Annotated in this window: 18 protein-coding genes; 14 read left to right on the top strand and 4 right to left on the bottom strand. The window is 65.4% G+C overall.

Annotation, left to right across the window (positions count from 1 at the left end; genetic code table 11):
- Entirely contained in the window at nucleotides 1–1,053 is a 1,053-nt protein-coding gene (locus ACIQT2_RS04330; protein ID WP_402943917.1) for a DUF4439 domain-containing protein, read from the bottom strand.
- Between the two features lie 105 nt (nucleotides 1,054–1,158).
- On the opposite strand from ACIQT2_RS04330, the gene rimP reads away from it, so the two are divergent.
- The 6 genes from rimP (at nucleotide 1,159) to ACIQT2_RS04300 (ending at nucleotide 7,404) form a co-directional block, all read left to right on the top strand.
- Complete coding sequence (gene rimP / locus ACIQT2_RS04325) at nucleotides 1,159–1,770, top strand: ribosome maturation factor RimP (RefSeq protein ID WP_400271339.1); 612 nt, start codon at nucleotides 1,159–1,161, stop codon at nucleotides 1,768–1,770.
- Nucleotides 1,770–2,750: a transcription termination factor NusA gene (gene nusA, locus ACIQT2_RS04320; RefSeq protein WP_397323982.1), complete on the top strand. Its 981-nt coding sequence runs from the start codon at nucleotides 1,770–1,772 to the stop codon at nucleotides 2,748–2,750. Before rimP ends, nusA begins: the two co-directional genes overlap by 1 nt.
- Nucleotides 2,751–2,827: 77 nt before the next feature.
- A complete protein-coding gene (locus tag ACIQT2_RS04315; protein WP_400331428.1) occupies nucleotides 2,828–3,244 on the top strand; it encodes a YlxR family protein in 417 nt (138 codons plus the stop codon).
- Between the two features lie 152 nt (nucleotides 3,245–3,396).
- Nucleotides 3,397–6,264 carry a translation initiation factor IF-2 gene (infB, locus tag ACIQT2_RS04310; protein ID WP_402943913.1) on the top strand — a complete coding sequence of 956 codons (2,868 nt, stop codon included), beginning with the start codon at nucleotides 3,397–3,399 and terminating at the stop codon, nucleotides 6,262–6,264.
- Nucleotides 6,265–6,342: 78 nt separating this feature from the next.
- Nucleotides 6,343–6,846, top strand: coding sequence for a 30S ribosome-binding factor RbfA (gene rbfA / locus ACIQT2_RS04305; protein ID WP_402943910.1), 504 nt, complete (start codon nucleotides 6,343–6,345; stop codon nucleotides 6,844–6,846).
- A 75-nt stretch (nucleotides 6,847–6,921) separates the two neighbouring features.
- Nucleotides 6,922–7,404 (top strand): nucleoside deaminase, encoded by a 483-nt coding sequence (locus ACIQT2_RS04300; protein ID WP_402943907.1) that lies wholly within the window; start codon nucleotides 6,922–6,924, stop codon nucleotides 7,402–7,404.
- Between the two features lie 41 nt (nucleotides 7,405–7,445).
- On the opposite strand, the gene ACIQT2_RS04295 is transcribed toward ACIQT2_RS04300, so the two are convergent.
- Nucleotides 7,446–8,600: a pyridoxal phosphate-dependent aminotransferase gene (locus ACIQT2_RS04295; RefSeq protein WP_402943905.1), complete on the bottom strand. Its 1,155-nt coding sequence runs from the start codon at nucleotides 8,598–8,600 to the stop codon at nucleotides 7,446–7,448.
- A 34-nt stretch (nucleotides 8,601–8,634) separates the two neighbouring features.
- On the opposite strand from ACIQT2_RS04295, the gene truB reads away from it, so the two are divergent.
- The 8 genes from truB to ACIQT2_RS04255 all read left to right on the top strand — a co-directional run bounded on the left by truB (nucleotide 8,635) and on the right by ACIQT2_RS04255 (nucleotide 16,394).
- Nucleotides 8,635–9,582 (top strand): tRNA pseudouridine(55) synthase TruB, encoded by a 948-nt coding sequence (truB, locus tag ACIQT2_RS04290; RefSeq protein WP_400331442.1) that lies wholly within the window; start codon nucleotides 8,635–8,637, stop codon nucleotides 9,580–9,582.
- A gap of 2 nt (nucleotides 9,583–9,584) precedes the next feature.
- Complete coding sequence (locus ACIQT2_RS04285) at nucleotides 9,585–9,938, top strand: hypothetical protein (RefSeq protein WP_400331445.1); 354 nt, start codon at nucleotides 9,585–9,587, stop codon at nucleotides 9,936–9,938.
- Between the two features lie 2 nt (nucleotides 9,939–9,940).
- Nucleotides 9,941–10,387 carry a hypothetical protein gene (locus ACIQT2_RS04280; protein ID WP_402943902.1) on the top strand — a complete coding sequence of 149 codons (447 nt, stop codon included), beginning with the start codon at nucleotides 9,941–9,943 and terminating at the stop codon, nucleotides 10,385–10,387.
- A gap of 105 nt (nucleotides 10,388–10,492) precedes the next feature.
- Nucleotides 10,493–11,476: a bifunctional riboflavin kinase/FAD synthetase gene (locus ACIQT2_RS04275; RefSeq protein WP_402943899.1), complete on the top strand. Its 984-nt coding sequence runs from the start codon at nucleotides 10,493–10,495 to the stop codon at nucleotides 11,474–11,476.
- Between the two features lie 157 nt (nucleotides 11,477–11,633).
- Entirely contained in the window at nucleotides 11,634–11,903 is a 270-nt protein-coding gene (gene rpsO / locus ACIQT2_RS04270; RefSeq protein WP_387433932.1) for a 30S ribosomal protein S15, read from the top strand.
- A 236-nt stretch (nucleotides 11,904–12,139) separates the two neighbouring features.
- Nucleotides 12,140–14,389 (top strand): polyribonucleotide nucleotidyltransferase, encoded by a 2,250-nt coding sequence (locus ACIQT2_RS04265; protein WP_402943895.1) that lies wholly within the window; start codon nucleotides 12,140–12,142, stop codon nucleotides 14,387–14,389.
- Nucleotides 14,390–14,465: 76 nt separating this feature from the next.
- On the top strand, nucleotides 14,466–15,809 hold the full coding sequence (locus ACIQT2_RS04260; RefSeq protein WP_402943893.1) for a M16 family metallopeptidase: 1,344 nt from the start codon (nucleotides 14,466–14,468) through the stop codon (nucleotides 15,807–15,809).
- Nucleotides 15,810–15,902: 93 nt separating this feature from the next.
- Nucleotides 15,903–16,394, top strand: coding sequence for a DUF1579 domain-containing protein (locus ACIQT2_RS04255; RefSeq protein ID WP_400331458.1), 492 nt, complete (start codon nucleotides 15,903–15,905; stop codon nucleotides 16,392–16,394).
- A gap of 3 nt (nucleotides 16,395–16,397) precedes the next feature.
- Here the strand turns inward: ACIQT2_RS04255 and ACIQT2_RS04250 are convergent, their stop codons facing one another.
- The gene (locus ACIQT2_RS04250; protein WP_402943890.1) at nucleotides 16,398–16,664 is read right to left on the bottom strand and encodes a MoaD/ThiS family protein; all 267 of its coding nucleotides are present in this window, start codon (nucleotides 16,662–16,664) and stop codon (nucleotides 16,398–16,400) included.
- A gap of 4 nt (nucleotides 16,665–16,668) precedes the next feature.
- Nucleotides 16,669–17,790 carry a GTP 3',8-cyclase MoaA gene (gene moaA / locus ACIQT2_RS04245; RefSeq protein ID WP_402943887.1) on the bottom strand — a complete coding sequence of 374 codons (1,122 nt, stop codon included), beginning with the start codon at nucleotides 17,788–17,790 and terminating at the stop codon, nucleotides 16,669–16,671.
- Nucleotides 17,791–17,792: the final 2 nt, after the last annotated feature.

The following is a 17,792-nucleotide window of genomic DNA, read 5'->3' as shown; positions in this document are numbered from 1 at the left end:
CTACCCCGGCGTGGATGCGGGGGTAGGCAGCTGCGGCAGGTCGCCGTCGTCGAGCTTGAGCCCCGGCAGCGGGGGCTGGGCAGAGCCCCATGCTGCGCCGCGGCGGGCAGCGGCCAGGAGCGATTCCACGGCCCACTCGCGGGTGGGACCGGTGGACAGGGCCACGAGATCGCCGAACACCGGCAGGGAGTCGATTTCCAAAGTGCCCAGTGCCGCGGCAGGGTCTCCGGCGAACTGCGTTGAGAGGCTATAGCCGGCCTCCCGGTTGGGAACGTCTCCGCAAGTGAGCCGGATGAGGGATTCAGCCTGTTCCAAGAGGCGCTCATGGGTGGTGAGCGCCTTGGCGGCGGTCACCGCTGCCGTTGCATCCAGGCGCTTGAGTGCTACCTGGTGGACGTAGACGGCCTGGTGCTCGGACCGCACTGCGGCGGCCAGGGCGGCGTCCGTCGTGGCTGCTGTGGGCTCCGGCGTCGGGCTCACCGAGGGGCACGGGGTCCTTGCCTGCGCGGACGCTGTTGCTTTGGTGTCCGGACCAGCGGTGGGAAGGGGGAGCTTCAACAGGCTTGCCAGCCGTTCGGCGTCCAGGACCTGGGCGGTCCCGACGGCGGCGAGCAGCCGGGCGATTCCGGCGTCGGCCTGCTTGGCGTCCTCGAGCCGCTTCCGGCCGCTCGCGGCCAGGTCCGAGATGAAGGAAGGCGCCGTTGGTTCCGCGGCCCTGGCACTGCTGGAAACAGGGGAGGAAGCACCGGATACTACCGGGGACAACAGGGCCCGGGCATGCGTTGTCAGCAATGTCACAGAACCCGTCCAGGTGCCCGCTCCGACACCGGAGGAGGGCGAGGCGGCGAGCGAGGAGGCCGAATCACGAAGCGCGAGGGCGTCGTTGAAAGCGCCGCTCCGTGCTGCCTCCGTGAAGGAAACGGCCGCCGGAGCCCCGGAATCCCGGGGAACAAGGACCATGCCCGTGCCGATCACGAGCAGGGCGACGATCGCAACGAGCGCAATCCGGACCCAGTGGCGGGGTGGCCGTTTTTCACTTGTTTGCTCGTTCACAACACACCATGGTGTCACGTGTGCGGCGAACTCCGTGCACCATGTTGTTCTGAAAATCGTTAGGCTAGTAGTCACAACAACATCTATCGGGAGGCGGCGGGCAGCGTGAGTGACTCGGAAGCCACGACTTCAACAGACCGTACTGACACCAACTCGACGGCCACCATCCGCAACCCGGAAGAAAGCAGGCTCAAGGCCCTGCTTGAACCGGCTGTCCTGGCCAACCGGCTCTACCTCGAGGATGTTGCCATCCACGTTGCAGGCTCGCACCGCACCGTCCACGTCGTGGTGGACCTCCCGCAGGAAGAAACCGGGGGAGTGAGCCTGGATGCGATCGCGGACGTTTCCCGCGGCCTGTCCGACATCCTGGACAACGACCCCCAGGACGACGGGCGCCCCTACGACCTCGAGGTTTCCTCACCCGGTGTGGGCCGCCCTCTGACCGAACCCCGCCACTGGCACCGCGCCCGCGGGCGGATGGTCAAAGTCAACGTCATCCAGGGCGAGAACCTCACCGGCCGCATCGCCTCGGTGGAGGATGATGCCGTGACGCTCATCCCCGAGCATGAGGTCAAGAAGGGCATGAAGCCCAAGCAGGGTGACCCCATCACCATTCCTTTCGACAGGATCCGCCACGGAAAAGTCGAGATTGAATTCAGCCACCTCCACGAGGCCGGGCTGGCAGACGAACACAATGGACCTTCCGAGGAGGCCTAATGGATATTGATATGAGCGCACTGAGGCTCCTGGAGCGTGAGCGTGAAATCCCGCTGGACCTCCTGATTCCCACCATCGAGCAAGCCTTGCTGGTGGCCTACCACAAGACGCCCGGTGCCTTTGAGAAGGCCCGTGCCGAACTGGACCGCAAGAGTGGCCACGTCACCATTTGGGCTACCGAACTGGACGACGACGGCGAGGCCGTGGGCGAGTTCGAGGACACCCCGGCCGGCTTTGGCCGGATCGCAGCCAGCACCGCACGCCAGATCATCCTCCAGCGACTGCGCGATGTTGAGGATGACAACGTGCTGGGTGAATTCAAGGGCCGCGAGGGCGAGCTCGTCGCAGGCATGATCCAGCAGGGCAACAACCCGCACATGATCCAGGTCAACCTCGGCACCGTTGAGGCGCTGCTTCCGCCGCCGGAACAGGTCCCCGGCGAGAAGTATCTCCACGGCAGCCGTCTCCGTGCCTTCGTGGTGGACGTCCACCGCGGGGCCAAGGGGCCGTCCATCACCTTGTCCCGATCGCACCCGGGGCTTGTCCGCAAGCTCTTCGAAATGGAAGTTCCGGAGATCGCGGACCGTTCGGTGGAGATCGTGGCCCTGGCCCGCGAGGCCGGTCACCGCACCAAGATCGCGGTGAAGGCCAACGCGGCCGGCGTCAACGCCAAGGGTGCCTGCATCGGTGAAATGGGTTCACGTGTCCGCGCCGTCATGACCGAACTCAACGACGAAAAGATCGATATCGTCGATTTCAGCGACGATGCCGCCACCTTCATCGCCAATTCACTGTCGCCGTCGAGGGTGACTTCGGTCACCATTACGGACGAGGCCACCCGTTCAGCCCGCGTGGTAGTCCCGGATTACCAGCTTTCACTGGCCATTGGCAAGGAAGGCCAGAACGCCCGGCTCGCGGCGAAACTGACGGGCTGGCGGATCGACATCGTCTCTGACGCTGCGCCGGCGAAGACCGACTAGGAGAGCCGGTGCCGCGCGTCTGCGCCGCGCTGGACCGACCCTCGGTTTCGGCTGTCAGGGGCAGGGGGCTAGAATAGATGGAACCGGGCTTACGTCCGGTATCCGTTCGTAGAGGGGCATGCGCAGCTGTGGGACACATCGTGGCTGAACTGCCTGAGCACGGCGATGGCCACGCGGCTGGGCCCGTGCGCACCTGTATCGGATGCCGGAAGCATGGCTCCCGGTCCGAGCTTGTCCGGCTGGTCGCCCAGGGCAGCGGTTCTCCCGTTGTCGTAGTGGATGAACGACGCCGGATGGCCGGCAGGGGTGCGTGGCTGCACCCCAACGAAAAGTGCTTGGCATTGGCGATCAAGCGGCGCGCTTTCGGGAGGGCCCTTGCGGGCGTAACCGAAACCACCGCCGTCGAACGCCGTTTCATGTCCGGCATGCCACTTGTGGAGGCTCCGGCCGCCACGGGAAAACCGTCCAAACCTGAAAGCGGGTCAGAAATCTGATGGAAACCCGATGAGTTCCCAGCGATGAGTGCGTAACGATGACAACTTTGTTGCGCTCTGCAAAGGGCCTTTCCGCCGTGGAAGCGGCAAGGGCCCGCAGTAAGAAGTAGACGGTTCGTGCCTGGCTCGGTGCGGACCGAGACAGGAGAAATGTGGCCAAGGTCCGCGTACATGAGCTCGCCAAAGAGCTCGGTATCACTTCCAAAGATGCAGTAACCAAACTGCAGGAATTGGGCGAATTCGTTCGCTCCGCCTCTTCAACCATTGAGGCCCCCGTCGTGAAGAAGCTTCGCGACGCCTACCCGGGTGCAGGTGCCGCAAAGTCGGCAGCACCCGCCGCCCCCGCTGCAAGCCGTCCCGCAGCGCCGGCTCCGTCCCGTCCGGCCGCTCCGGCTCCGGGTCCGGCAACCCCCAAGGCTCCGGCCGCTTCGGCTCCGGCGGCCCCGGCAGCTCCTGCTGCTCCCGCCCCGTCGGCTCCCGCAGCACCGGCAGCCCCGGCTGCTCCGGCAGCCTCCACGCCGGTGTCCGCAAAGCCCGGTGCCCGTCCTGCTCCCAAGGCAGACGCCCCGGCCCAGGGACGTTCCGGCGGCGGCCAGGCTCCACGCCCCGGTGGTCCGCGCCCCGGAAACAACCCGTTCGCCACCTCGCAGGGCATGCCCCGCGGCCGTGGTGGCGATGGCGAGCGTCCGCCGCGTCCGGGCAACAACCCGTTTGCAACGTCCCAGGGCATGCCCCGTCCGGGCGGCCGCACTGAAGGCGAACGCCCCGGTGGTCCGCGTCCCGCGGCCGGTGCAGGCGGTCCCCGTCCGGCAGCCGGTTCCGGTGGCCCGCGTCCCGGTGCTCCGCGTCCCGGCGCTCCCCGCCCGGGAGCTCCGCGTCCCGGCGGTGGCCCTGGCGGAAACCGTCCTACTCCGGGCATGATGCCCAACCGCACTGAGCGTCCGGCCCCCACGGGTGGCCGTCCCGGTGGCCCCGGCCGTCCGGGTGGTCCCGGCCGTCCGGGTGGCGCTCCTGGTGGAGGCACCGGTGGCGGAGCTCCCGCCGGCGGTGGCTTCGGCAAGGGTGGCCGCGGTCGCGGTGGCACCCAGGGTGCCTTCGGCAAGGGCGGCGCAGGCCGTGGCAAGCAGCGCAAGTCGAAGCGCGCAAAGCGCCAGGAACTGGAGCAGATGAGCGCTCCGTCGCTGGGCGGCGTAACCGTACCCCGCGGCGATGGCCAGACGATCATCCGCTTGCGTCGTGGTTCCTCCATCACCGACTTCGCCGAGAAGATCGATGCCAACCCGGCCTCGCTGGTGACCGTGCTGTTCCACCTCGGTGAAATGGCAACGGCTACCCAGTCCCTCGACGAAGACACCTTCGCCTTGCTCGGTGCCGAACTCGGCTACAAGCTGCAGGTTGTCTCGCCGGAAGACGAAGAGCGCGAACTGCTCGACTCGTTCGACATCGACCTCCAGGGTGAACTGGATGCCGAAGGCGACGACGTCCTTGAGGCGCGTCCGCCGGTAGTGACCGTCATGGGCCACGTTGACCACGGTAAGACCCGCTTGCTTGACGCCATCCGCAACTCCAACGTTGTGGCCGGCGAGCACGGTGGAATCACCCAGCACATCGGTGCTTACCAGATCAGCCACGTCCACGAGGGCACTCCGCGCGACATCACCTTCATCGATACCCCGGGTCACGAGGCGTTCACCGCCATGCGTGCCCGTGGTGCCAAGGTCACCGACATCGCGATCCTGGTTGTCGCAGCCGACGACGGCGTCATGCCGCAGACGGTTGAAGCGTTGAACCACGCCCAGGCCGCAGAGGTGCCGATCGTGGTTGCCGTGAACAAGATCGACAAGGAAGGCGCCAACCCTGACAAGGTCAAGGGCCAGCTGACCGAGTACGGCCTGGTTCCTGAGGAATACGGTGGCGACACCATGTTCGTGGAGGTCTCTGCCCGCCAGAACCTCAACATCGACGAACTTATCGAAGCCGTCCTCCTCACCGCGGACGCTGCCCTGGACCTGCGTGCCAACCCGGACAAGGACGCTCGAGGCATTGCCATCGAAGCGAACCTGGACAAGGGCCGCGGTTCCGTGGCCACCGTCCTGGTGCAGTCCGGTACCTTGGCCGTCGGCGACACGATCGTTGCCGGCACGGCCCACGGCCGTGTCCGTGCGATGTTCGACGAGAACGGCGAGGCACTCGATGTCGCCCTGCCGTCCCGCCCGGTCCAGGTCCTCGGCCTGTCCAACGTGCCGCGTGCAGGTGACACCTTCCTGGTAACGCCGGACGAGCGTACTGCCCGCCAGATCGCCGAGAAGCGTGAAGCTGCGGACCGCAACGCTGCCCTGGCCAAGCGCCGCAAGCGCATCAGCCTGGAAGACTTCGACCAGGCAGTCGCCGAAGGCAAGATCGACACCCTCAACCTCATCCTCAAGGGTGACGTTTCCGGTGCCGTGGAGGCCCTCGAAGACGCCCTGCTCAAGATCGACGTGGGAGACGACGACGTTCAGCTCCGTGTCATCCACCGCGGTGTGGGTGCCATCACGCAGAACGACGTCAACCTGGCGACGGTGGACAACGCCATCATCATCGGCTTCAACGTCAAGCCTGCCGAGCGTGTGGCCGAACTGGCCGACCGCGAAGGCGTGGACATGCGCTTCTACTCCGTCATCTACGCAGCAATCGATGACATCGAGATGGCCCTCAAGGGCATGCTCAAGCCGGAGTACGAGGAAGTCCAGCTGGGCACCGCCGAGGTCCGCGAAGTGTTCCGTTCCTCCAAGTTCGGCAACATCGCCGGCTCGATCGTCCGCACGGGCATCATCCGCCGTAACACCAAGGCACGCGTCAGCCGCGACGGCAAGGTCATCGGTGACAACCTCACCGTCGAGACCCTCAAGCGGTTCAAGGACGACGCCACCGAAGTCCGTACCGACTTCGAGTGTGGTATTGGCCTGGGCTCGTACAACGACATCGCCGAAGGCGACATCATCGAGACCTTCGAGATGCGCGAGAAGCCGCGCGTCTAGGTTCCGTTCGGAGCGGGTCCGCCAGGGTTGTCCCGGCGGGCCCGTTCCGTTCCCGTTTCTACTTTCCAGGAGGAAGTCATGGCTGATCCGGCACGCGCTGCCAAGTTGGCACAACGGATCAAGGTGGTGGTTGCCGAGGCACTCGGCCGTCGGGTCAAGGATCCGCGCGTCGAGCCCATCACAGTAACCGACGCCCGCGTCACCAACGATCTCCAGCACGCTACCGTCTACTACACGGTGTTCGGCGACGAGGTTGCCCACACGGATGCCGCAAAGGCCTTGGAGAAGGCCAAGGGTGTCCTGCGGCAGGAAGTCGGCCGCAACATCACGGTGCGGCTGACCCCCACCCTCGAGTTCGTGGCCGACCAGATTCCGGTCAACGCCTCGAACCTTGAGGAACTGTTGCGCGAGGCCAAGCGCCGCGACGCCGAAGTAGCCGCCTTGGCTGCCGGGGCAAAGCACGCGGGCGAGGCCGATCCCTACAAGGGCGACTCCGCGCAGGAGATCGACGAAGACGACTTCGACGAAGAGGACACGGACCTCTCCGACGACGACGACCTCGACGAGGACGCCAACCGCTAGCAAGCAGCATCCAAGGGCCGGTTCCCCGTGCAGGGAGCCGGCCTTTCTGCTGCCCGGCATCGCTAAGATCAGTGCATGTCGGCTCACAGTGACCAGCAGCGGAACGAATACCTTGAACGTGCCATCGGGCTTGCCGTCCGGAACGTGTCCGACGGCGGTGGTCCATTTGGCGCCGTCGTGGTGACGCCGGACGGCACAGTGCATGAGGGAGTGAACCGTGTCACCCGGGACAACGATCCCACCGCCCACGCGGAAGTCGTGGCGATCCGCCGCGCAGCAGCGGAGACCCGAACGTTCGATCTCAGTGGTTCGGTGCTCTATGCCAGTTGCGAACCGTGCCCGCTCTGCTTGTCCGCCACCCTGTGGGCCAGGATCGGGCGGGTGTACTTTGCCGCGGACCGGCACGGTGCCGCGCGTGCAGGCTTCGACGACGCCCTGTTTTATGAATACTTTGCGGGCGAACGCCCTGGGTTGCTCCCCGTGGAGCATTCGCCGCTGGCCTCAGCCGACTCGCCATTCGACGCGTGGCGGCGGAATGCCGGACGCACCGACTACTGAAGGCTCGACGGCGGCGTCCCGGTTCAGCAGCCCGGCGCCACTTACGCCCGGGCAGGCAGGCGACGGACGCCGTCGAGCAGGTCCGCCTGGCTGCCGCACAACGCAACCCTGATCCAGCCTTCGCCAATGGACCCGAAAGCCGTCCCGGGTGCGAAGGCGACGCCGGACTCGGCCAGGAAGGTGCGCACCCAGGCCCGGACGTTGCCGCCGCTCACATGGGACACATCGGCCCACAGGTAGAAGGCGCCCTGGGCTCCCAGGAACGGAATTCCCTTGGCCGCAAGGATGGCCGAGGCCGCGTCACGGTTTCCCCGGTAGTGCCTGCGCGCTTCTTCGACATAGTCCTGGGGGCCGGTCAAAGCCGCCAAGGCCGCGTACTGGGATGGTGAAGCGACGCAGGAGACGATCGACTCCATGACGTTGTTCATGGTCTTCTCCAAGCCTGGAGGACAGACCAGCGCGCCAATGCGGAGGCCCGTGAGTCCGTAGGTCTTGGAGAGGGTCAGTGACGTAAAGACGCGGGCCTTGCCCGGAACATCGCTGTCGAAGCGGGCCGGACTCACGTGCGGTACGTCGAAGGTGAAGGCCTCGTAGCATTCGTCCGAGATGACCCACAGGTCATGCTTGGCAGCCAGTTCCACCAGCAGGCGCATCGCGTCCTCGCTGATCACCGCGCCCAAGGGGTTGGAGGGCGAATTCAGCATCAGGACCTTGGTGCGCGGCGAAATGAGTGCCTCGATGTCCTCGATATGCGGCTGGAAGTCGTTCTCCGGATACAGCGGGTAATGCACGGGTTCCGCATGCAGGAGGTGGCTCGTCATGGCGAACGTGGGGTAGCCGGGATTGGGGATCAGGATCTCGTCGCCGGGGGAGAGCAGCATGCTCATCACGAAGTGCAGGCCCTGCTGGGCGCCATCAACCACGTAGACGCGGTCCGCCTGGACGTCCACGTGCTGCTGCGCCCGGAACCTTGCGGCGAACGCTTCGCGCAGTGCCGGGATTCCGGCGTTGGGAGTGTAGTTGGTCTCATCCCGGTCGAGGCAGGCGATTCCGGCATCCAGGACGTGCCGGGCCAGCGGAAACCCGGGTTCGCCGATGCTCAGGACGATCGCGCCGCGAGTGGACCACGCCGCCTCGGTGATTTCGCGGATCTGGTTCACGGGGACGTCGCGGACGTGCTCGGCAAGCTCAGGCATGGGAGCCATCCTAGCCACCCATATACTGGTAAGCGTGCTTTCTGGACTGGTGATCGTTGACAAACCGCAGGGATGGACCAGCCATGATGTGGTTGGACGGATGCGGCGGCTGGCCGGTACCCGGAAAGTGGGCCATGCCGGCACGCTCGACCCCATGGCTACCGGGGTCCTCGTCCTTGGCATCAATAAGGCCACGCGCCTCCTGACGTACATCGTGGGCACGTCAAAGACCTATACCGCCACCATTCGGCTCGGCGAAAGCACCATCACGGACGACGCCGAAGGCGACGTCACTGAGGCACGGAGCGCCGCGGACGTCACCGACGACGCGATCGCTGCAGGTGTTTCTGCCCTGACCGGACCCATCCAGCAGGTGCCCAGCAGTGTCAGCGCCATCAAGGTCAACGGCGAGCGTTCGTACGCCCGCGTCCGGTCCGGCGAGGAAGTAAAGCTGGCCGCCCGGCCGGTGACCATCCACCGTTTTGAGGTCCACGGCATCGAAAGGATCGACGGCGGCAGGGTAGTGGACGTCGACGTCACCGTGGAATGTTCTTCCGGAACGTACATCCGGGCGTTGGCCCGCGACCTCGGTAACGCCTTGGGCGTGGGCGGCCATTTGACGGCCCTCCGGCGCACGCAGGTTGGTCCGTACGGCATTGGGCAGGCCCACACGCTTGAGCAGCTCGCCGAAGAGTTGGATGTGCTGGAGATGTCCGTCGCGGCACGCGCCCTGATGCCTAACCGCGACCTCACCGAGGACGAAACCACTGAGATTTCGTTCGGCCGCCGCATTGCTGCCGGCCCGGGCGCCGGAACGGCTGCGGCTGCTACCTCGGAGAATCCTGCCGCAGCGTTCGCGCCGTCGGGAGAGCTTGTTGCGCTCCTGGCTGATACAGGGAGTTTCGCCAAGCCGGTGCTGGTCTTCGCGCCGGGAACGGGCCAGGGAACAAGTGCCGGCGCCGGAACGGGGTCGGACAACTAACCATGGACTGGTATTTCTACTCCATCCTGATCGTCGGGCTGGTTTCCACCATCACGTGCGTGGTGGCAGGCCTGTTGAAGAAGGCCCCCAATGACGTCACCATCTTTTCGGTGCTGGCCGTCGAAGTCGCTTTGCTGGTGTACCTCGTTGGCTCGATCGTCCGGGTGGCCTTGGGGGAGCAGATGGCGGGGGAGCCCTGGGAATTCTGGGGCTACCTCATCACCGCGCTCATGATCCCGCTGGGTGCCGTGTACTGGTCCATCCTTGAAAGAACCCGGTGGAGCAACTTTGTCCTGGCTGCCGTGGGCGTCACCGCCCTGGTCATGGCCGCGCGCATGAACCAGATCTGGTACTGACCTTGAAAGAAGAACACAACGTGACTGGAACCGAGACCGAAGCCTCCGGAAAGCAGAAGAAGGACACCCGCAACACGGGTCCGGGCCGTTTGCTGATCGCGGTCTACGCCGTCTTTGCCCTCTCGGCCACGGCCCGTGCCGGGTACCAGATTGCCACCAAGTTCTCCGAGGCGCCCTTGGCGCACATCCTTTCCGCCTTTGCTGCCCTCGTGTACATCGTGGCCACCATCTCGCTGGCCAAGCCCGGACGCACCTGGTTCAAGGTGTCCTTGGCCGCCGTGCTGGTGGAACTGGTGGGCGTCCTGGTGGTGGGGGCCGTGAGCCTCTTCGATCCGGTGGCGTTCCCGCACGATACTGTGTGGTCCCTCTTCGGCCGCGGCTACGGTTTCGTCCCCTTGGTCCTTCCCGTGCTGGGCCTGCTCTGGCTGAACCGCCGCCGGCCCTCCTGATCCGCGACCGTCCCTCAGCAGTGGGGCATTGCGGGTAACCTTAGAATGTTCCGGCGCCGGATGGTTGCCGGGTGCAACGAAAATCAGCAGTAAAAGGCGAGGTTGATGGTCCACATCTGGAACGATCCCACCGAAGTCCCCGCGGACTTCGGACCGACTGTCGTTACCATCGGAAACTTTGACGGCGTCCATCGGGGCCACCAGCACGTTCTCGCCCAACTGACCCGGACAGCCAAGCACCATGGCATTCCTGCCGTTGCCGTCACCTTCGATCCCCATCCGGCGCAGGTGCACCGGCCCGAGTCCGCGCCGGAGCTCATTATGGGCCTTCAGGACAAGCTCGATGCCCTTGGCTCCACGGGCGTGGATGCCGTCCTGGTCATGAAGTACACGCTTGACCTTGCGGCGATGACTCCCTTGGAGTTCGTCCGGGACATCCTGGTGGACGGCCTTCGCGCAGCCCACGTGGTGGTGGGGCACGATCTCCGCTTCGGTGCGGGCAACGTGGGCGACGTGGACACTATGCAGGAACTCGGCGACGAGTTGGGCTTCAGCGTGCAGGTGGTCAACGAGTTCGGCGCGGGAGGCTTCCCGGTGCATCACGACGGCGATGCCGACCGCCGTTGTTCCTCCACCTGGGTGCGTGATGCCCTGGCCGAGGGCGACGTCGTCACGGCGGCCGCAGTGCTGGGCCGGCCGCACCGCATGCGGGGTGAAGTGGTCCATGGTGCCGCACGCGGCCGTGACCTTGGCTTCCCCACGGCCAACCTGGCCCACGATTCCACCGGCTACGTACCGGCTGACGGGATTTACGCGGGGTGGCTGATCGACCAGGCGGGCACCCGGTGGCCGGCTGCGATTTCCGTTGGTTCCAACCCCACTTTCGACGGCGTGAGCCGGCAGGTGGAGGCCCACGTGATAGATCGTCCGCACGAGAAAGTGGAGGATTTCAACCTCTACGGACAGACCGTGGCAGTGGAATTCACCCAGCGACTGCGCGGCATGGTGGCCTACCGGGGGCCGGAAGCGCTGGTGGAACAGATGAACCTCGACGTTGCCCAGGCCCACGAGCTTTTGGCCCAGGGCTAGCGTTTTCGACAACACTGCTGACCTGCCGGTAAACTGATGAATGGTTCCGGCCGCAGTCCGTGGCAGCTGGACCTGTTTTTATGTGCGGTGACGCACTGGAAGCAACCCGTCAGCGAATTGCTGCATCGGGAAGCACGGCACAACTCTAGGAGTTCACGTGGCACTTGACGCCGCTGTAAAGCAGTCCATCATCAAGGAATACGCAACCTCTGAAGGCGACACCGGTTCGCCCGAGGTCCAGGTTGCAGTCCTGACCCAGCGGATCAAGGATCTGACTGAGCACATGAAGGCGCACAAGCACGACTTCCACACCCAGCGCGGCCTGCTCGCACTGGTTGGTCGCCGCAAGCGCATGCTTTCCTACCTGAAGGACACCGACATCGCCCGCTACCGTTCGCTCATCGAGCGTCTCGGCCTGCGCCGCTAGTCTGCCTTTCGGGCGGCCCGGTCCCTCGCGGAACGGGCCGCCTTCTTCAACAACTAAAATCAGGAATCAACCGCATCGCGCATTCGCGGTCCTCGGTAGTGATTCCCGGGATGGGCGCCGGAGACGGTGCAGCCCGTGGGTCTCGATCGATGACCGGGTGTAGTACAGGCCAGTAATAAAGAAGGGGCCTGGGTTGATGCGGCGGACTTCCGCTAACAGAAACGGAGGTGACTCTCATGGAGGGTCCCGAAATCCAGTTCTCCGAAGCGATCATTGACAACGGCCGTTTCGGCAAGCGCGTCATCCGCTTCGAAACCGGCCGCCTTGCCAAGCAGGCCGCCGGCGCTTCGATGGTCTACATCGACGACGACACCGCACTCCTCTCCGCCACCACTGCGGGCAAGCAGCCGCGTGAAGGCTTCGACTTCTTCCCGCTGACGGTGGACGTCGAAGAGCGCATGTACGCCGCGGGCCGCATCCCGGGCTCGTTCTTCCGCCGCGAAGGCCGTCCATCCACCGAAGCCATCCTGGCTTGCCGCCTCATGGACCGCCCGCTGCGCCCGGCCTTCGTCAAGGGCCTCCGCAACGAAGTCCAGATCGTGGTCACCGTCCTGGCCATCAACCCGGACGAGCTCTACGACGTCGTTGCCATCAACGCGTCCTCCATGTCCACCCAGCTTTCCGGCCTGCCGTTCTCCGGCCCGATCGGTGGCGTCCGCGTTGCCCTCATCGCCGACGAGCAGGGTTCGCAGTGGGTGGCCTTCCCCAAGCACTCGCAGCTGGAGAACGCTGTCTTCAACATGGTTGTCGCCGGCCGTATCGCAGGCGACGACGTCGCGATCATGATGGTCGAAGCCGAAGCCACGGACAACTCCTGGAACCTCATCAAGGAACAGGGCGCAACCGCTCCCACCGAAGAGGTTGTTTCCGAGGGCCTTGAGGCCGCCAAGCCGTTCATCAAGGCACTGTGCGAGGCCCAGGCCGACCTGGCTGCCCGCGCCGCCAAGCCCACGGTGGAGTTCCCCGTCTTCCTCGACTACCAGGATGACGCCTACGCCGCTGTGGAAGCTGCCGCCGCCGACAAGCTGGCTGCCGTCTTCCAGATCGCCGACAAGCAGGAGCGCGACAACGCTTCGGATGAGCTCAAGGATGAAGTCCTGGGCGCACTCGCCGCAGATTTCGAAGGCCGCGAGAAGGAACTTTCCGCTGCTTTCCGTTCGGTCACCAAGCACGTTGTGCGCCAGCGGATCCTCAAGGACCAGATCCGCATCGACGGCCGCGGCCTGACGGACATCCGCCAGCTCACCGCCGAGGTCGAGGTTCTTCCGCGCGTTCACGGTTCGGCCATCTTCGAACGCGGCGAGACCCAGATCATGGGTGTCACCACGCTCAACATGCTCAAGATGGAGCAGCAGATCGACTCGTTGTCACCGGTAACGCGCAAGCGCTACATGCACAACTACAACTTCCCGCCGTACTCCACCGGTGAGACGGGCCGCGTTGGCTCCCCGAAGCGCCGCGAAATCGGCCACGGTGCCCTCGCTGAGCGCGCCCTGGTTCCGGTCCTCCCCACCCGTGAGGAATTCCCGTACGCCATCCGCCAGGTCTCCGAGGCACTGGGCTCCAACGGCTCCACCTCCATGGGTTCGGTCTGCGCTTCCACCCTGTCCATGCTCAACGCAGGCGTGCCGCTGAAGGCCGCTGTTGCAGGTATCGCCATGGGCCTGGTTTCCGACCAGGTTGACGGCCAGACCCGCTACGCAGCGCTGACTGACATCCTCGGCGCCGAAGACGCCTTCGGCGACATGGACTTCAAGGTTGCCGGCACCTCCGAGTTCGTCACGGCCATCCAGCTGGACACGAAGCTCGACGGCATCCCGGCCTCCGTCCTGGCCGCTGCCCTGAAGCAGGCCCGCGAGGCCCGCCTCCACATCCTTGAGGTCATCAACGCAGCGATCGATACCCCGGACGAGCTCTCCGAGTTCGCACCGCGCGTCATCGCAGTGAAGATCCCCGTTGACAAGATCGGCGAGGTCATTGGCCCCAAGGGCAAGATGATCAACCAGATCCAGGAAGACACCGGCGCGGACATCTCCATCGAGGACGACGGCACGGTCTACATCGGTGCAACCGACGGCCCGTCCGCCGACGCCGCACGTTCGGCCATCAACGCGATCGCCAACCCGCAGGTTCCGGAAGTCGGTGAGCGCTACCTGGGCACCGTGGTCAAGACCACCACGTTCGGCGCGTTCGTTTCCCTGACCCCGGGCAAGGACGGCCTCCTGCACATCTCCGAACTGCGCAAGCTGGCCAACGGCAAGCGCGTGGACAACGTGGAGGATGTCGTCTCGGTGGGCCAAAAGGTCCAGGTCGAGATCACCAAGATCGACGACCGCGGCAAGCTGTCCCTCTCCCCGGTTGTTGCCGAAGAAGAAAGCGCTTCCGAGGACGCTCCGGCCGAGGCCGCTGAGGCGTCCGCAGAGTAGTCTGCAAAGCAGTACCCTGAAGGGGCCGGTGGGCTTAAAGGTCCACCGGCCCTTCCGGCTTATCTGAAAGGTTTGAATGACTGTCGTACCCCTGCCCTTGCAGCAGACGCTTCCGGGCGGAGAATTGATCCATGGCGCCGAAGGCGGTTCGGTCGTGCGGCGCTCGGTCCTCCCCGGCGGCGTGCGTGTCCTCACGGAAGCGATGCCGGGACAGCGTTCGGCCACGATCGGTTTCTGGGTGGCAGTAGGTTCGCGCGATGAGGCCGAGGGCCAGCACGGCTCTACCCACTTCCTGGAGCACCTCCTGTTCAAGGGGACCAAGCGCCGCACCGCCTTGGAAATAGCCTCGGCCTTCGACGAAGTCGGCGGCGAATCCAACGCAGCGACGGCCAAGGAAAGCACGTGCTACTTCGCGCGGGTCCTGGACACCGACCTGCCCATGGCCATTGACGTGATCGCGGACATGATCACCGGTGCCGTCCTGGATCCCGCCGAACTGGAGCAGGAACGGGACGTCATCCTCGAAGAAATCGCCATGGACAGCGACGACCCCACGGATGTGGCCCACGAGAAATTCGTGGCTGCCGTCCTGGGCAGCCACCCGCTGGCCCGTCCCATCGGTGGAACTCCGGACGCCATCAAAGCGGTGGCCAGGGACTCGGTGTGGGCGCACTACCAGCGGTACTACCGCCCCGAGGAACTTGTGATTACGGCAGCTGGCGGCTTGGACCACGACGTCGTCTGCGAGTTGGTGCAGCAAGCGCTCGAATCGGCGGGCTGGCAATTGGACACCGAAGCCGCCCCCGTTGACCGCCGTGCCACGGACCGCGCCGTCATCACCGGCACGGCCGGCCTCCACGTCGTCAAGCGTCCCGTGGAGCAGGCGAACATCATCATGGGGTGCCCCACGATCGTGGCGACCGATGACCGGCGGTTCGTGATGAGCGTGCTCAATGCCGTCCTGGGCGGTGGAATGTCCTCGCGCCTGTTCCAGGAAATCCGGGAGAAGCGCGGACTCGTCTACTCCACCTATTCCTTCACGGCCGCGTATGCCGATGCCGGCTACTTCGGTATGTACGCCGGCTGCACCCCGTCCAAGGTCACCCAGGTCCTGGAACTCCTGGGCGTGGAGCTGGAAAAGTTGGCCGCAGACGGAATCACGGAAGAAGAATTGCGCAAGGCCGTGGGCCAGCTCAGCGGCGGAATTGTGCTGGCACTGGAAGACACCGGCTCGCGCATGTCCCGCCTGGGCAGGGCCGAACTGGTGTCCGGAGAATTCCAGGACATTGACGAGACCCTGGACCGGATCAAGGCCGTCACGGTGGATGAAGTCCAGGAACTCGCCCGAGAGCTCGCCGCAGCCCCCCGGACCATTACCGTCGTCGGGCCTTTCGAATTGAACGAGACATTCGGCCTTTAGGCCGTGGACCCTCTGGACTCAGGACTTCCGGCAAGGCAGCATGATCACACGATCATGCTGCCTTGTCCTTTAAGGCCGAACGTTGGAGTCGCCATGGGCCAGCCACCCCGGGACCATCCGGACGCCGGACGCGCTGCTGAGCTGCTGCGCCCGTTCATCGGGCATTGGCGTGGACTGACCGAGATTGCGTCTTCTCCGTGGGGTCCGGCACGCACTGCGGAAGCCGAAGTCGTTTTCACCGTGGCGGCCGGTGGGCATGCAGTGGTGCAGAGCTACCGCCATCGTGAACCCGATGGCGGCCATCTGGAGGGGCACGGCATGTTTACCGTGGACCCTGGGCACGGCGGCACGCTGTGGTATTACGTGGACAGTATGGGACGTCCGCCTGCCGCTCCCGTCCGGGGACTGTGGTCGGCGGGCGTGTTGACCCTGGAACGCAGGACGGACGACGGCGTCGCGCGCCACACGTTCCGCATCGAGGACGATGTCCTGGTGCACACCGCGGAGCTCCGGCTGGAAGCGAAGCGAGGGGAGGGCAGGCCGGCATTCAGGCCGTTGTTGAAAAGCGTCTTCCGGAGGGACTGATCCTTAGCCGCCTGCAAAGGGAGGCAGGACATCGATGACGTCGTCGGCGCCCAGCGGCGCCGAATGGTCACGGACAGCCACTTCGTTGCGCAGGAAGCTGCTGCGCGCAACCACCCGGGACAATGACGGAGTGCCTTCCGGCGGCTCCGGACGTTCGACGGCGAGTGCCGCTTCCAGCAGTGTCTCCAGGCTGCTGCCTTCCGGCAGTTGGTGTACTTCTTCTTCGAGTCCCGCTGCCGCGCGTGCGGCTGCGAAGTAACGGACGAGCAAGGGTTCAGCCTCCGATTGCACTCATGCTGCGGTCCGGCTGCACGAAGTCGGGTGCACCCAGGCCGGTGTGGTCCATGCCGTGGGCCTTGGGCTTGATCCACATGGCATCCTGCCAACGTTCGGCGAGCTGTTGGTCCGTGGCGCCCTGGCGAAGAAGGCCCAGCAGGTCGAATTCTTCGTGGGAGAAGAGGCAGCTCATGATCTTGCCTTCGGCGGTGATGCGGGTGCGCCGGCAGTCGGCGCAGAAGGGTTCCGTGACAGAGGCGATGATACCTACGGTGCCCAATACCGGTCCGGTGGCTTCACCGGAAGCCGCCTCACGGCGTCGTACTTCAAAACGTTCGGCAGGCGCGCCGTCGCGTTCGCGGGGATCGGCACTGAGCACGAAGCGCTCGGACATCAACCCGCGGATCTCGGCCGCGGTAATCATGTTGCGCCGGGTCCAGCCGTGGTCGGCGTCCAACGGCATTTGCTCGATGAAGCGCAGTTCGTAGCCGCGGTCCAACGCCCAGGCGAGCAGGTCAGGGGATTCGGCGTCGTTGATTCCCCGCATCAGCACGGCGTTCAGCTTCACCGGTCCCAGGCCCGCTGCCCAGGCGGCATCCACGCCGGCCAGGACACGGTCCAGGAAAGGCCGGCGCGTCAGTTTGGTGAAGGTTTCCTCGTGCAGGGAATCGAGGGAGACATTGATGCGGGTCAGGCCTGCGGATTTCAGGGCCTTGGCCTTCTTGTCCAGCCCAACCCCGTTGGTGGTCATCGAGATGGGCAGGTCCGGATGCTCGCTGCGCAAGGCCGTGATGATCTCTGCAAGGTCCGCCCGGACCAGCGGTTCGCCGCCCGTGAGCCGCAGTTCCCGCACGCCCAAGGCACTCACGCCCACGCGGACAATGCGGACGATCTCATCCTTGGTCATGACGGCCTGCTTGGAGAGCCACTCCAGGCCCTCGGCGGGCATGCAGTAGGTGCACCTCAGGTTGCATTTGTCGGTCAGGGACAGCCGCATGTCCGTGGCACGGCGGCCGTAGCGGTCCCAGAGCCCTGCAGGCGTGCCGGCCGGACGCGGCGGCGGTACCGGACCCGCGCCGTTCCCTCCGGGAAGCGGCGGCATCCCCAGCTGAACACTCATAT

The organism is Paenarthrobacter sp. NPDC090522 (assembly GCF_044769225.1).
Classification (GTDB): Bacteria; Actinomycetota; Actinomycetes; order Actinomycetales; family Micrococcaceae; genus Arthrobacter.
Note: the sequence above shows the minus strand (reverse complement) of the source record. Positions and strands in the feature narration are given on the sequence as shown.